Below are 15,789 nucleotides of genomic sequence, written 5' to 3'. Positions count from 1 at the left end.
TTATAGTAGTTTAATCTTGTTTCTTTTTATAACCGACAAGACCTGCAAATCCAGTGAGAAAAGCAAATCCAAGATATGCTAATTGGGAATTTTGCTCTCCTGTTGCAGGTAGCTGACTACCAGGTTTAATCAAAGTTCTTTCTGATTGTATTGACTCTTTTTGGCGTTCAGAACCTTGAACTTGAACTTGAGTTTGAGGTTGAACTTGAGTTTGAGGTTGAGTTTGAGGTTTAGGCTGAGTTTGAGTTTGAGTTTGAGGTTGAGGCTGAGTTTGAGTTTGAGGCTGAGTTTGAGTTTGAGGCTGAGTTTGAGTTTGAGTTTGAGGTTGAGTTTGAGTTTGAGGTTTAGGCTGAGGCTGAGGCTGAGTTTGAGGTTGAGGAGTTGGTAATTCTTTGACTTTGTATTCAAAAATCAGATCTGTAGTTCCTACTCCGACTTGGCCTGATTGTTGTGCACTGCTAATACGTTCGTATGTTTGACCATTATAAGAAATTTCGTCCGGTGCAACAGCAATGTAGGCAGAACCGTTATCTGCATTTGAAGCAATAACGATAGCTGGTTGCAATTCAGTTGTGGTGTTTTGAAGGACAAATCGTGCTATTACATTTCCTAAAGCAAGTTTGTAGTCATAAATTACTGTTTTATTTCCCTTAGATACTGTTCCTGAAACATCAGCAGAACCCTCACGATGACCAACTAAATTATAGACTAGACCGTCTTTTGTAATTACTTTTGGTGCATCTGTAGTATAGTTCGTACCAAAGTCTGCGTTTTCAGAAACTGTTTGAGAGTCTTGTAATTCGGTATCACTGCCTATAATGAGGAATTGTACCGTCACTGATCCTTGAGAAATTGTATAAGTAATTACTGTATCATTAGTAGCAGAAGTTGCAGTAGGAAGAAGGTATCCCTTTGTTTCATCAAGTGGATCTACAAAGGTTAAGATTTTTCCAGTTGCATCTTTTGGTTCTAACCCTTCAATATATGGTAGAGTTGCAGTTGGCGCTGAAATAGCAGTTGGATTAGAAGGATCATTTAAATATGCAATCTCTTTAATAGCATTTGATGGTTCTTTTCCTGATGCATAACTAATTGTATAAACACCGACTGGTCGGTAGACAACAATATCAGAAATGTCATCAGATTCAGCTAGGATTCCAGTATGACCTCCAGATTTATTAAGATCAGGAGAGATTGTTGCATTTGATTCTTTAGATACGACAACATATCCATTTTTGACTGGATTTTCATAATCTGCGAAAGTAGTACCGTCTTTAGACACCCAATCTTCAAGTGTTGTTTCTCCAGTTACCAAATTGATAGTTCCTTTTCGGCTAAAGTTTAAACTATCTGTTTTTGAAACGATGTCAGCTTCTTGACGATTGTTACCATTCTTATCTTCAGTAACATAGGTGATAGTACGAGTTACTTTTTCTGATAAATGATTGAGATCACTAATAGATTTTCCATTTGGAGCTTTAGGAGTTGGATAGAGGCTACCATCGGTATCTCCTGGAACAACTTGGCCAACTTGAATTGGTTGTGTCTCAGAAAAATCTACAATTTTTGGTGTAAAGCGAACGATGAATTCCTGGATGCCATCACCATTAATGTTTGAAGCATCTCGGTCAAATTTTGCTGGTCCATTTTTATCAAATTCGTTCTCAACTAGTTTATAACCTTGTTTTAGGTATTTAGCAATCGTATCTTTTGTTGAGTAGTCAATCTTTTCATCAGTATGTCCAACAAAGTCGCTTGAACGTTCCAGTTCTTTACCAGTTTCATCTTGATAAAGAACACGGGCAACTTCATTAAGTTTGACATAGAGCATATCCCATACATCTAGGTTAGGAACATCAATTGCAGCCATCCATTGACCGGCCCCGCTGTCATAATATACATTGGCAGTAGTTTCACGAAGTTGAATATTATATTTTCCTTCTACAGCATCTGGTGTAGCCCAATAGATATTCGCATGTTCGGCCTGATCTTTTGAAATTCTACCGAGTGGTACAAAAGCTTGGATGTTAGTCAGTTTCGTAGTGGAATTAACAGCACTATTCCATTTGTTTTCAGTAATTCCAACTAAATTAATCAAATGAGCAATTCGGTCACCAGTTTTAGTTTCTTTTGTGATGGTATAAACGGTACCAGGTTGAACACCATCTGAATTATCAAGATTAGAACCGATAAAGTTACCATCAACAAGAACATTTGTATTGTCTCCAATACGGCGAGTATCATGTGCTAAAGTTTCGCGTCCACGAAGGAGTTCTTGGTAGGCAACGATAAATTCTTGGTAGTTGAATTCTGCATTAGCAAAATCAGCATTGACTGGTAAGTTTTGATTGAGGTACCATTCAGCCTGAATAACACCAAAACCTTTTTCATCTTGAGATGTATTGAGAGCAGCAGTGGTCATATGATAACCACCACTTGCTGCAATAATTGCATCTGTTAGCAATTCATTGTCTTTGCTGAGTTTTGCTGCATTTTTTTCACGGTGAGTATAAGCAGCGATAATTGGAGATTTTCCGTTGTATAAATCTCGCATACGCTCAGTCAAACGTGTTAAGGCTTGATAGGTAGAATCATAGGCGATGCTATCTCCCCAAACTTCCGCGTATGGTGCAGAGACATTTGTTTTTCCTAATCGATCAGCATCTCCAGTAGAGATATCGTTGATCATGAAGTCATAGCCTTCTTTTTTGAGGGCCTTTGTTGCAGCTGCGGCTAGTTTTGGATAGTTTTCACTTAAAGAGAAAGCTTTTCCAGGTTCGTTAACTTTTTCAACCAAGTTAGTCCCCATAGTGTCCCCTTGCCAACCATCGAAGCCGCCTTCTTTCATGGCTTTTAACATCACATTGATGATAAAGTTTTGCCAGTTTGGATCTCCTGGATCTAGAAATTGTTGGATGTCAGTCGCTGTAACATCACCAGTCTTTCCAAAGTTGAAGTGATCTTGCAAGTTGCGTACGATCGCACTTTTTACTTGGTCTGGGATTTTTTCGTCAAGAGACACAGCGTAAATCATATTATAAAGCATAGCTTTAGCACCAGTTGAATGAACATGAGAAACCAACTCTTTTACAGCTTCTGTGTCAATAACCGGTAAGTATGTTTTACGTTTTTCGGGATCTGTTTCATCTTTCGGAATCAAGAAAGTAGCCCAATCTTGAGTGAATCGTTCAACATTAGCCGGGAATGGATTAGCAGGAGTATTGTAAACGTCGTAGAAGAAGTAGTTGTTGATGTGCATGTTGGCCAATTGGTCAATACTATTTTTATATCCTTCCACTTGATCTTTTGTGATTGAATTGTGATTGTCTTTTGAACCTGCAACAACACCATAACGTGGATATACAGTCCAATCATCTTCGACTGATAGACCAGCTACTTTGTGAAGTTCTTGTTTTCCATCAGCATTCTTTCCGATGACGTCAATGAGATAACCAGAATTTGGAGAAAAAACAGAGTTTGGAATGACAAGTGAATTTCCTGGAGTATTCTTCAACTCATAAATGACTTTGTCTAAATGAGATACTGTCAAATCAGATGAAGTTACGTTTGGATTATTGATTGAGATGCTAACATCCTCGCCACTTTTATATGTGGCTTTGTTAAATGTTACATCGTTTTGGATTTTTGGTGTGTTATAAGTGCTTGTTGCCACTGAAGTACTACGAGTTGTTGGTTCAGTTGCACTTGCAGTTTGAGGCAAAGATGATGTCTCTTCACTTGAAGAAGTCTTTGGGGTTTCCTCACTAGTTGTTGTAGTAGGTTGCTCACTAGTGGTCTCAGTACTAGTGGCTGGTTGACTTGATGTAGTTACGTTTGTAGATAAAGTTGTAGTTGAAGCAACTTCATCTGCCATAGCAACAGAACTTAACATTAAAGAACCAAAGACCGTAATCATAGATACAAGTACTTTATTCCGCTTACGGAAATAGCCGTGACCTTTTTCTTGAGAAAAGTTATTTGAAGATTTCATTATATCCCCCAATCATTAAATTTTGTTAGTTGAAATTATACGACATATCATAGGAAAATGTCAACAAAAACGTAAATTTTTTGAAATCAAAATGAAAAACTCCTGAAAACAAAGTGAAAAAAGTTTGAAAAAAACATATAAAAATACTTGACTTTTTAAATTATTTTTGTTACGATTTTTCTGACTTCGAAGAACAAAAATTCTTTTTGCTTGAGAAGCATAAATAAAAAACATTTAAAAAGGAGTTTGTCATGTCATCGTTAAAGAATAATAAAACGATTAAGTATGCCTTGAGAAAAACCTCAGTTGCTTTTGGTTCTGTTGCGGTCGCAACAGTGATTGCTGCTGCAGGTATTGCGACTGTATCTGCCGATGAAACTTCATCAGCAACTACACCGGTTACTTCAATTACAACAGTAGCTGGAGAAGAAACAAAAGAAGTTGCAGTTCCAGAGAAGTTGGAAGAAGCTAAAACTGCTGCCACAAATGAAGGTCTTGAAGTTAAAGAAACTGAGACTAAAAAGCAAGATTCAGAGGAGGCCGCTGCTAAAGATTACGAAAAACAAGTTACTGATATTAATAAAACTGTAGCTGATTATAAAGCTGAAGTAACAGCAAATCAAGAAGCTTTCGAAAAAGAAAAAGCTGAAGTTGATGCTAAAAATGCTGCTGCACAAGCAAACTACGATAAAGAGCTTGCGGCTTACAACGCAAAACTTACTGCTTACGAAAAAGAATTGACTGAAAAAACAGCAGAAAAAACAGCAGTAGAACAGAGTAATGAAGAAGCACGTGTTGCTTATGAAAAAGCTCTTGAAGAATATAACACAGCACTTGCAGCATACAATGCATCTGTAACAGCAAATCAAGAAGCTGCTGAAAGTAATAAATTAGCTCAAGCAGAATATGAAGCTAAATTAGCTGACTACAAGACTAAAAAAGCTGCTTATGATGAAGCACAAGCTGCTTACTTGATTGAGCTCGAAATTTACAACAAGAAAAAAGCACAATACGATGATGCTAAAGATGCCTTCAATAAGATGGTTGCAGAGCGTGGTGGAAATCCTGAGAAATACAAACAAGATTTGACATTCCTCTCTGAAGAACTTGCTGATGGCGAAACAACTAAAATCACACACCAAACAACTGGATTAACAACTTACTTGACAAAAGAAGGTCAATCTCGTATGTACGGTGATGGTAAAGCTACTAAAATGTATGAAACAAAGAATCTACAAGATTCTGATTTGACAACTACAAACCCATATGCTAAAAATGAAATTGAGTGGGGAGTTGTAAAAGTCGGAGATAAATTTGATGTGACATACACAGGACTTACTCAAGCTAAAATTGTAAAAGGTAGCGAAGAAAAACGTATTGCAAAAGTTGTTTATAAATACGATGTGAAGAGCCTTCCATCATCAGATGGAAAAGGAATCGTTCAAATTTATAACGATCCAGCGGTTACAATGACAATTGGTAGCTCAACTGATACTGAAAACCCAGTTACAGTTGGTGTTGACATTGAGTTTTATGATGAAAATGACCAATTGATTGATTTGTCACAACACAATGCAATCCTTGCCCTTAACTCACTTAACCACTGGAATGGTGCATCTTATGTTGAAAATGACAAACCTCGTCCTCTAGTTGTTGAAGCTAAAGATAGCGAAGGCAATACAGTTCGTGGAACTTGGGATCCATATTCAGATGGAAGTGAACCAAAACTTGATGGTGCAGACGTTGTTGTGAAAAGCGGTAAGGCTGACTTCGGTAGTGCAGAAGTTGATATCAATGCTGATAATCCTTTGAAAATTGTTGCTCAAAAAGCAACATGGGTTGATGATGCCTTCAAAGTAACTGGAGAAACAGCAGTTGATGCTACAACAGTGAACGCATCTGGTGGCGGAAATGGTCACTCAGTTGGTACTGAAGATTACACATTCGGTGATAAATCAGACGTTATCGGTTCTTACACTGTAGACGCTACATCTGGTGTTTTGAGATACACACCAAAAATGAAGCACCAAGATACTCCTCACGTTGAGTCTGTAAACATTGGTGACAAAGAGTTTATTAAACTTCCAAATTCAAGTGTAGACCAAGATTCATCGACAAAAGAAGTATCTGCTAAAGAACAAAACCAATACATGGATCAAGGTGCTACATTTAATGCAGACTCTTCAAGTGAAACTAAGGGTTGGGATGATCCTAAGAGCCCTTACCTTTACTATGGTGGTGCTGCTGTTATTTTGAAAGATGGTCATCTTGAATTTACAGCAAAAGGTGCTAACGCAACAGGCGAAGCAACTCTCTATTGGTTCTCTATCAACTCAAATGTTGGCTTCCCTCAAGATCCAGGTGAAGAGCCAGTTAAACCAACAGAACCAACACCTCCAGTTAAACCTGAAAAACCAGAATTGACAGAAGTACCAACTGTTAAAGAAAAACCAGTTCCACCGACAGAACCAGAATATAAAACTGTACCTGTCTTACCAAGTGAACCGGTTAAACCAGAAGCACCTGAGTTGGTGAAGGATCCTGTTAAGAAAGAAACAGAAAAACCAGTTGTTGAATGGAATAAAAATGTTGTGCTTATCAAGGAAAATGAAAAACCACAACCTAAGCCAGAACCAAAACCACAACCTAAGCCAGAACCAAAACCACAACCTAAGCCAGAACCAAAACCAGAGCCTAAGCCAGAACCAAAACCAGAGCCTAAGCCAGAACCAAAACCAGAGCCTAAGCCAGAACCAAAACCAGAGCCTAAGCCAGAACCAAAACCAGAGCCTAAGCCAGAATCAAAACCAGAATCATCTAAGAAATCATTGCCAAATACTGGTTCAGTTGAACAATCATTCATGACTTATTCAGCACTTATTGGTTTAGCTACTGCCGGTTATGCTTTGTCAAGAAAGAAAAAAGAAGACTAATTCATTCTGACAGTTTAAAAAGAGAAGACTAGTTTAGTCTTCTTTTTTTACTTAACTTTATCCTATGAAATTTAAAATATTAAACCGTTTACACTTGACAAAAATTGGTCTATACCATATAATGAAATAAAGAAATACGGAGGAACAATTATGAAAGTTATTAAAGTGAAAAATCCTGAAGAAGGTGGAAAAGTAGCTTTTGAAATTTTAAAAGAAAAGTTAGCAAACGGTGCTCAAACATTAGGACTTGCGACAGGTAGCAGTCCGCTCGAATTTTATGGAGAAATCGTTAAGAGTGATCTTGATTTTTCAAATCTTACTAGCGTTAACTTGGACGAATATGTAGGACTTGATGGAGATAACCCACAATCTTATCGTTACTTTATGCAAGAAAATCTATTCAATAAAAAGCCATTCAAAGAAAGCTTTTTACCGCGTGGTGTAAAAGATAATGCAGAAGAAGAAGTAGAACGTTATAATCAAATTCTTGCAGATCATCCAGTAGATTTACAAATCTTGGGAATTGGTCGAAATGGTCACATTGGCTTTAATGAGCCAGGAACTCCATTTGATAGTCAAACCCACCTTGTAGATCTTGATCAGTCTACTATTGAAGCAAATGCTCGCTTCTTTGATAAGATTGAAGATGTACCAACACAAGCTATCTCAATGGGAATTAAAAATATTCTAGATGCAAAATCTATTCTTCTCTTTGCTTATGGTGAATCTAAAGCAGAAGCCATCGCTGGAACTGTTGAAGGTCCAGTTACTGAAAGTCTTCCAGCAAGTAGTTTGCAAAACCATCCAGATGTAACTATTATTGCGGATGCTGGAGCACTTAGCTTATTGAAAAAATAGTTCTCGTATAAATGAAAACCATTCAAAAATTTTTGAATGGTTTTTGTAACTTTATGAAAATTCATGTATATAAAAAAGTAAAATTATAATAAAAACGTACATTATAAATATAAAACTTATAATTGTAAAGAAATAAAATAATTATATTTGTAATTTATTAAAAATGAGGCTTCCGAGCCTCGTTTTCATTGACTTTTAGATTATATTTTAGTACTATGATGGTGAGTTAGTCAATAATTCAATATATTTAAAAAAATAGGGAAAGAAGGAAATATTTAATGGTGAAAAAGTCTAAGAAAAAGCCGTTTCTAATATTTTTTGTATCAGTTCTGACCTTCTTGAGTGTATTGTTCTTATCGACCAATGTCGCTTATGCAGATGGAAAAGAACTAACGGGTGTAGTAACTGATATAAGTGTCCTCAACATGTCGGATTCCAAATTGGAACCGAATAGTGACGGTACTTATCAGATTATTACCAATCGTACAAATCAGTTCTTTGTTCAATTTGACCTCAAGCAATATGATGGAAAATTGACCAATGGCGATTACTTTGATGTAGATATTCCTACACCAGTAACCGTATATAACGGGACTACTGAATTGTACGATAAAGAAACAAAAGTTAATATCGGTACAGTAGTTGTTACTGCTAATGGTGATAACCAAGGTGGTAAGGCACGTGTTACTTTGAAGAACCTTGATGAGTTCCAAGCTAAAACAGGCGGGGATATCGTTAAAGGCGTAAAAGGAAATTATGCAATTACTTTCTTGTTCAAGAGTGACCAAACAGCAACACCACTAACTTTTGAAAACAAGGGTGTTAGTAAAACAATCACACATACCTTTACATCTAAGACAGTTGACAGCAAACAAGAAGGTTTCGAAAACTATGCTAAGGTTGGTAACGATGTTGTAAGTAAAGAATGGACTTCAGCAAAGTTAGCAGCAATTGGTTCAGTAGGTAAAGGTGACGTATACTCTCCATGGAGAATTCGTGTTAACACAGGAAGACAAGACTATGGTAAGAACTTAGTTTTGAATGACTTCCTTCCAAATACATCTGAGTTTGCTCCTATCCAGTATATCCCAGAGTCATTGGTAGTTTATTCTTCTGCCACATTGAACGATGGTACTTCTCAAGTTCCTGATGATGCTAAGAAAATGGTAGAAGGTACGGACTATACTGTAGCTTGGAATGAGAACTATACTCAGTTCAAGCTTATCTTTGCAGATGGTTCTAAATCATACTGGGTTGAGTACCATACAACTACACCTGGTGACGGAAGAAAAGTTCAAAACGTTATCCAGTTGACTACAGCAGATGGAACTCCACTTACTTATCGTAGTAATCGTACAAATTTAAAGTTCGAAGCTGAACGTGTATCTCTTGTAAAAGGACAAATCGAAGCTTCTACAGCCTTCAAGATTAAGATCAACAAGACAAATGCCTTCACATTGGTTCCAGTTGCAGGCGCTGTTTATACAGTGAAGTCAGAAGATGGAACTATCTCTACAGAATTGACTACAAATGAAAAAGGTGTGGCAATCTCTGATGAGTTTGATCAGAAATATGTCGGTAAGACATTCATCATTAAAGAGAAAACAGCTCCTGCTGGATATACTCTTGATGAAACAGAATACAAGGTAACTCTTGGAGCTGAAGGTTCTAAGATTAACCTTCAAGACGAACCAATCGCAGCAGATTTCTCAATCACTGCTAAGAAAGTAATTGCTGGAAATCGTCCAGTAGCCTTGAAAGATGGTGAGTTCAAGTTTGATTTGTACAATGCAAATAACTTGACTACTCCAATTGCTTCAACAACAAACAAAGCAGATGGAAGCATCACATTTGAAGGTTTGAAAGCTAAAGGTCCTGGTACCTACAACTATGTCATCAAAGAAAATACTGAAACAAAAGTTCCAGGTATCACATTTGATGAAAACTCATACGAAGTAACAGTCGTTGTTAAAGCTGAAGGTGGAACACTTAAAGCTGAGGTTACAACTCAAGCACCAACTTTAACAAACACATATGAGCCATCACCAGCTCGTGCTACATTCAAAGCAACTAAAGAATTGGTTGGTAAAGAACTTGCTAACGAACAATTTGAATTTGAATTGAGCGAAGGTGGTAACGTCATTGCAACGTCTTCAAATGGTAAGACAGTCAATGGTGTTGAAGCTGCAACAAATGAAGTAGTCTTCTCAGTTCTTTACACTGAAGCTGGAGAGCACGAATATGTCATTACAGAAAAAGCTGGTTCAGTAGCAGGAGTTACATACTCTAAAGAAAGCTATACAGTTCATGTTAAAGTTGTAGATAACGGTGAAGGTAAACTCGTAGCTACTGTTACAGAAGCAGATGAAGCTCGTAAGTTTACAAACACATATAAAGCAACTCCAGCAGAAGCTGTTATCAAAGCAACTAAAGAATTAGTTGGTAAAGAACTTGCTAAAGAACAATTTGAGTTTGAATTGAGTGAAGGCGGAAACGTCATCGCAACATCATCAAATGGTAAACAAGTTGAGGGTGTTGAAGTTGCAACAAACGAAGTAGCCTTCAAACTTTCATACACTGAAGCAGGCGAGCACGAATACGTGTTGACAGAAAAAGCTGGTTCAGAAGAAGGAGTTACATACTCAACTGAAAGTTATACAATCCATGTCTTAGTAGTAGATAATGGCGAAGGTAAACTAGTTTCAACTGTTAAAGAAGCAGATTCAACTCGTAAGTTCACAAACACTTACACTACAACAACTGAAGCTCCAACAACAACTGAAGCTCCAACAACAACTGAAGCTCCAACAACGACTGAAGCTCCAACAACGACTGAAGCTCCAACAACGACTGAAGCTCCAACAACGACTGAAGCTCCAACAACAACTGAAGCTCCAACAACGACTGAAGCTCCAACAACTGAGGCTCCAACAATAACTGAAGCTCCAACAACAACTGAAGCTCCAACAACAACTGAGGCTCCAACAACAACTGAAGCCCCAACACCAACTACAACAACTACGACAATCCCATATTACCCAGGAAACGGTGGTGGTAACGGCGGCACTACAACAACTACAACAACTACAACAACAACGACTAATGAAGAACCAGGTCGTCCTACTACAACACCAGAACCAAGTCGTTCAACTACGACTCCAGAACCAGCTCGTTCTACAACAACAGAAGACAAACCAGGTCTTCCATTTACTGGTGAAGCTACAAGCCTAGTACTTGTATTGGCTGGTGTGGTAATCATGTCAGGAACTGTAGTTATGAAACGTAAATTTTCTAAATAATATTAGATAAGTTTCTTTAGAGAGGAGAGAGCATTGCTCTCTCCTTTTTATTTACAAACAATGATTATCTATTTTAAATGAAAAGGTTGTAAGAAACGATTCTCAATAATAGATTTATATTATTATTAGATTTAAAAGACATATTTAATATCTAAAAGTAATCTTGATAATTTTTTTTGGTTTATTTTAGTTATAAAAGTAGACATAGAATGTAAATATTGGTATACTGTACTAGTTTTAATAAACTAATAATTTAAAGGAGACATGAAAATGAATAAGAAAAAACTATCGTTTATCTTTTTCATTGTTTGTATATTAACTGTATTTGTTTCACTAAGCTTAACAAAAGCTGCTGCTGAAACATCGGCTACTACGTCTAATAGTAAGACTGTTGACACAATTACTTCACTCAATATTACGAATGAAAAAGGTGGTAATCTTGATAAAGATTTGCAGCAGTGGGTTACATTTAAGCTAAATGCAAATTATGACTTAACAGATAAAAATGTTAAAGCTGGCGATACAACTACAGTTGATTTATCAGATTTTCTATATATAGAATCCCAAAACTTTGAAATTCGTGATGAGAAAACAAATGAAATTATCGCAAATGCTCAGATTGATGAAACAAAAAAACATATCGTCTTAACCTATACTGATTATGTTGAAAAACACTCTGATACCAAAGGTTCTTTCTATGTTTATACTCGAGTAGATTTCCAAAAACACCCTGAAGAAGGAGAAATCCCTGTCGAGGTAACGATTAATGGGAAAGCACAAGTAGTTGGAAAAGTTAACTTCACCGGTGTTGGAGATGGAAACCCTGTGTTGTTTTCTAAAACAGGATGGGTAAGTAGTGAAGATCAAAAGACACTCTCTTATACCATTTCAATCAACCGTACTAAGGAAAGTCTTCAAGATGCTACAGTAGAAGATACATTGAAGTTTTCTAATGCAACTTATATCAAAGATAGCATTCGAGTAATCAAAGGTAAGTTTGACTATGTCAATGGTCTTTGGGAATTTACTGATAGAACAGATGTGACAGACCAACATACTGTTACAGTAAGTGAAGATGGCCAATCATTTGTTGTACAACTTGGTGACATCACAGAGTCAGATCAATATCGAATTGAATATAAAGTTCAAGCCAATTATTCACCAGCAGACGGAGAAAAATTAAATAATGATGCTGTGTTAAAAGGTAAAGGGAAGGCTGTTAAATATGTTGAGCAATCCACTGTCGTTCAAGTAGCAGGTGGTTCAGGGGTTGGTTACGTATTTACAATTAATATTCATAAAGTTGATGATGAAAATCAACCAGTAGCTGGTGTTAAGTTTAAAGTCGTACGACAAGCTAATAATCAAGTTATTGGAGAATACGTTACAGATGCTGAAGGAAAAATTACAGTAACTGGTCTTTTAAAAGATAAGTATATTCTCACAGAGGTTGAAGCTCCAAAAGGTTATGTTATGAATGCTGCAGATACAGAAGTAAATGCAACAGATTTTGGAGCAGATAAGTCAGTTACCAAAACAATTGTCAATCCAAAAGAACAAACCACAACAACGACTGAGGCTCCAACAACGACTGAGGCTCCAACAACGACTGAGGCTCCAACAACGACTGAGGCTCCAACAACGACTGAGGCTCCAACAACGACTGAAGCTCCAACCACAACAGAAGCTCCAACAACGACTGAGGCTCCAACCACAACAGAAGCTCCAACAACGACTGAGGCTCCAACAACGACTGAGGCTCCAACAACGACTGAAGCTCCAACCACAACAGAAGCTCCAACAACGACTGAGGCTCCAACCACAACAGAAGCTTCAACAACGACTGAAGCTCCAACAACAACAGAGGCTCCAATAACGACTGAAGCTCCAAAACCTGCAGATACAACAACGACTGAAGCTCCAAAACCTGCAGATACAACAACTACTACAGAAGAGCGACCAAGTCTGCCATTTACTGGTGAGGCTACAAGCCTAGTACTTGTATTAACTGGTGTGGTAATCATGTCAGGAACAGTTGTTATGAAACGTAAATTTACTAAATAATAATTTTTAGAAAATCTACACTATCTTAAAGAGAGCCGAAAGGCTCTCTTTTCAATTTAATGAGTGTATATAAATCTTCCTACTTAATAAATTATTTTTTATAAAAAAGTGATAATATCAAGTTTGAAATTAATAGTGGAAATTCATGGAATAAAGCATTTTAGTCTTGACAAATAGCTCTTATCCATGTAAAATAGAATAGATCTTGAACTTGAAGGGAGTGAAAAAAATGTCTAAAACAGTAGTACGTAAGAATGAATCTCTTGACGATGCACTTCGTCGTTTCAAACGTGCGGTTACTAAAGCTGGTACTCTTCAAGAAACACGCAAACGTGAATTCTATGAAAAACCTTCTGTAAAACGTAAACGTAAATCAGAAGCAGCTCGTAAACGTAAAAAATTCTAATTTAAAATGAAAGGCTAGACTTGTCTAGTCTTTTTTGTATTCTTAAGACCCGAATAATTTTACATGTTTCAATGATTATTTATGAATTGGAAAAAGTTCAAACTTAATAGTAAAAAATCTTTTTATTTTAGTTATAAAACAAATTATGTATTTTAGTTGAATTAAATAGACAAATATAGTAAAATCATATTAAAATGGTGTAATTTTACACGGAGGTAAATGGGGATGAAAAACCAGAAAAGGTTTGGAAAATTATTGATCACTTTGTTGTCTACTGGAGTGCTTTTGGCTGCACTTCAAAGTCAAGAAATTATTACTGCTGAAGAAGCAACGACAGCTGAGCAAATTTCTACAACAAGTGCTGAAGCAACAACTACTGCTGAAGCTGTAACAACTACAGAAACTCCTGCACGTGAAGCTAGAGAAGTAGCTGCAGAAGTGACTGGTACTATTAAAAATCATGACATTAAATATTATGAATACTATACAGATGTAGACCTTTCTTTTTCAATTACAGAAGATGATGTGAAAGAAGGCGACTATGTTACAGTTACATTAGAAAACGTCGCTATCTTAAATCAATTAAATGGCAAGGATGTCACTTACGAAGGTAAGACAATTGGTAAAATTTCAATTGTTTCGTTTGAAAACGTCAATAAAGCACGTCAAGGTTCAAACGATACAGCTCAAATGCGACAAGCTGAATTGGAATCAACACGCGCGACATTAAAAATTACATTTACGAAAGCTATTGAAGCTGAAAAACCAGATATATTGAAACAAGTCAAGTTCCAAATTAAATCAGATAACGCTTATAATGGAGCTGTAATCGCAAATAAAGACTACACTTTAAACCAAGTGATTAAAGTGGGATCTTCTTCTGTGACAAGTACAGTAGATATTCCGAAAGTAGAACAATTTGCTAATGAAACAAATTCAATCAACTTCACACCTTCTGGAAACACAATTAAATTCAAAGCTGATGGTTCATATGAAACTTATACTGAATTCCAAGTTCGTGGAAGAGAAGGGATGAAGGTTGGTTCAACTGTTGAACTAGAATTAAACGATGCTTCAGGAATTGAGTGGAAAACAAGTGGTGATACTGCACTCAAAGTTGGAGATACTTTTACTTCAAGATTTATCTTGCCTGTATATAGTACATATGAAGTCAATGAATATGGCGCATATGTATTCCCGACAGGTGTTGAGCCAACATTCAAAGTAACTTCTATTTCTGAAAAGAAAATTACAATGGAAATGATTTCAGGAGATGTTCCAAAAGAATTAGGAGTATTCTTCGGTGTTGGTCAAAACCGTATTAATATCATCGATAAATCTAAGATTGATCTTGAAAAAATGCAATATGATGTTTCGAAAGTAGCTACGGCAACTATTGATAGGAAAGATTCAAAGGGTATCTATATTTACCGTATCATTAATGACTCTGCAGGTGCACAATTAGTTCTTGATACGCTTGTGACAGAGTACAAGGATATCGATACAAAAGAAACTCTTAAGCCACAAGATAAGGGGTGGAAGGATCCAGCTACTATTGATGGTTATGAGTTTGTAAAAACAGAAAAAGATCGTGAAGGAAATCGTATCCACTGGTATAAAAAAGTAGAACAAACTACGACAACAACTAGTACTACGACTACAACTACCACGACAACAACAGAAGAGTCAACGACTACTTCAACAACGACAACAACAGAAGAGCCAACGACTACTTCAACAACGACAACAACAGAAGAGCCAACGACTACTTCAACAACGACAACAACAGAAGAGCCAACGACTACTTCAACAACGACAACGACAGAAGAGCCAACGACTACTTCAACAACTACAACAACAGAAAAATCAACTACCACTACTACAACAGTTGAGACAACTCCAGGTAAATCAAGTGAAGAAACTCCTTCAGGTAAAACAACTGAAGAAACAAGACCTGAAACTACGTCTACAACATCTGAACCTAAAAAGGAATTGCCAAATACTGGTTCTAAAGAATCATTGTTTGCAACTGGTGTAGCACTCTTGGTAGCTGGTCTTGGAGTCTTGGGCTTAAAGAAACAAGATAACTAAAGTGCATTATCTATTATGAAATAATAGTCAGAAGGATTAGACAACAATTTATTGTTTAATCCTTTTTTGTATCGTTCAAATATTATCAGATAAATTAATAGCGTAAACACGGTAAAAAATACAAACTTCTTCCTACAATCTGATATA

Annotated in this window: 7 protein-coding genes; 6 read left to right on the top strand and 1 reads right to left on the bottom strand. The window is 36.6% G+C overall.

Annotated features, from left to right (window positions below; all coding sequences use genetic code 11):
* Positions 1–10: 10 nt before the first annotated feature.
* A complete protein-coding gene (locus ACLNCS_RS00940) occupies positions 11–3,991 on the bottom strand; it encodes a glycoside hydrolase family 66 protein (protein ID WP_424846758.1) in 3,981 nt (1,326 codons plus the stop codon).
* A gap of 251 nt (positions 3,992–4,242) precedes the next feature.
* On the opposite strand from ACLNCS_RS00940, the gene ACLNCS_RS00935 reads away from it, so the two are divergent.
* From ACLNCS_RS00935 to ACLNCS_RS00910, 6 genes are all read left to right on the top strand, one after another.
* Entirely contained in the window at positions 4,243–6,924 is a 2,682-nt protein-coding gene (locus ACLNCS_RS00935; RefSeq protein ID WP_424846756.1) for a GbpC/Spa domain-containing protein, read from the top strand.
* 150 nt (positions 6,925–7,074) lie between these two features.
* Entirely contained in the window at positions 7,075–7,782 is a 708-nt protein-coding gene (locus ACLNCS_RS00930) for a glucosamine-6-phosphate deaminase (protein ID WP_074325032.1), read from the top strand.
* A 278-nt stretch (positions 7,783–8,060) separates the two neighbouring features.
* On the top strand, positions 8,061–11,081 hold the full coding sequence (locus ACLNCS_RS00925) for a Spy0128 family protein (RefSeq protein ID WP_424846753.1): 3,021 nt from the start codon (positions 8,061–8,063) through the stop codon (positions 11,079–11,081).
* Positions 11,082–11,351: 270 nt separating this feature from the next.
* Positions 11,352–13,145 carry an Ig-like domain-containing protein gene (locus ACLNCS_RS00920; RefSeq protein WP_424846751.1) on the top strand — a complete coding sequence of 598 codons (1,794 nt, stop codon included), beginning with the start codon at positions 11,352–11,354 and terminating at the stop codon, positions 13,143–13,145.
* Positions 13,146–13,374: 229 nt separating this feature from the next.
* On the top strand, positions 13,375–13,551 hold the full coding sequence (gene rpsU / locus ACLNCS_RS00915) for a 30S ribosomal protein S21 (RefSeq protein WP_000048054.1): 177 nt from the start codon (positions 13,375–13,377) through the stop codon (positions 13,549–13,551).
* 225 nt (positions 13,552–13,776) lie between these two features.
* Complete coding sequence (locus ACLNCS_RS00910) at positions 13,777–15,642, top strand: LPXTG cell wall anchor domain-containing protein (RefSeq protein ID WP_074324902.1); 1,866 nt, start codon at positions 13,777–13,779, stop codon at positions 15,640–15,642.
* The last annotated feature ends 147 nt before the right edge of the window (positions 15,643–15,789 follow it).

The sequence above is a fragment of the Streptococcus sp. CL9.43 genome, from assembly GCF_049737935.1.
GTDB lineage: Bacteria > Bacillota > Bacilli > Lactobacillales > Streptococcaceae > Streptococcus > Streptococcus infantis_I.
Note: the sequence above shows the minus strand (reverse complement) of the source record. Positions and strands in the feature narration are given on the sequence as shown.

Bases quoted from the DNA above. Each gene is read 5' to 3' on its own strand.
- ACLNCS_RS00940 (WP_424846758.1), bottom strand. From the start codon at position 3,991: ATGAAATCTTCAAATAACTTTTCTCAAGAAAAAGGTCACGGCTATTTC.
- ACLNCS_RS00935 (WP_424846756.1), top strand. From the start codon at position 4,243: ATGTCATCGTTAAAGAATAATAAAACGATTAAGTATGCCTTGAGAAAA.
- ACLNCS_RS00930 (WP_074325032.1), top strand. From the start codon at position 7,075: ATGAAAGTTATTAAAGTGAAAAATCCTGAAGAAGGTGGAAAAGTAGCT.
- ACLNCS_RS00925 (WP_424846753.1), top strand. From the start codon at position 8,061: ATGGTGAAAAAGTCTAAGAAAAAGCCGTTTCTAATATTTTTTGTATCA.
- ACLNCS_RS00920 (WP_424846751.1), top strand. From the start codon at position 11,352: ATGAATAAGAAAAAACTATCGTTTATCTTTTTCATTGTTTGTATATTA.
- rpsU (WP_000048054.1), top strand. From the start codon at position 13,375: ATGTCTAAAACAGTAGTACGTAAGAATGAATCTCTTGACGATGCACTT.
- ACLNCS_RS00910 (WP_074324902.1), top strand. From the start codon at position 13,777: ATGAAAAACCAGAAAAGGTTTGGAAAATTATTGATCACTTTGTTGTCT.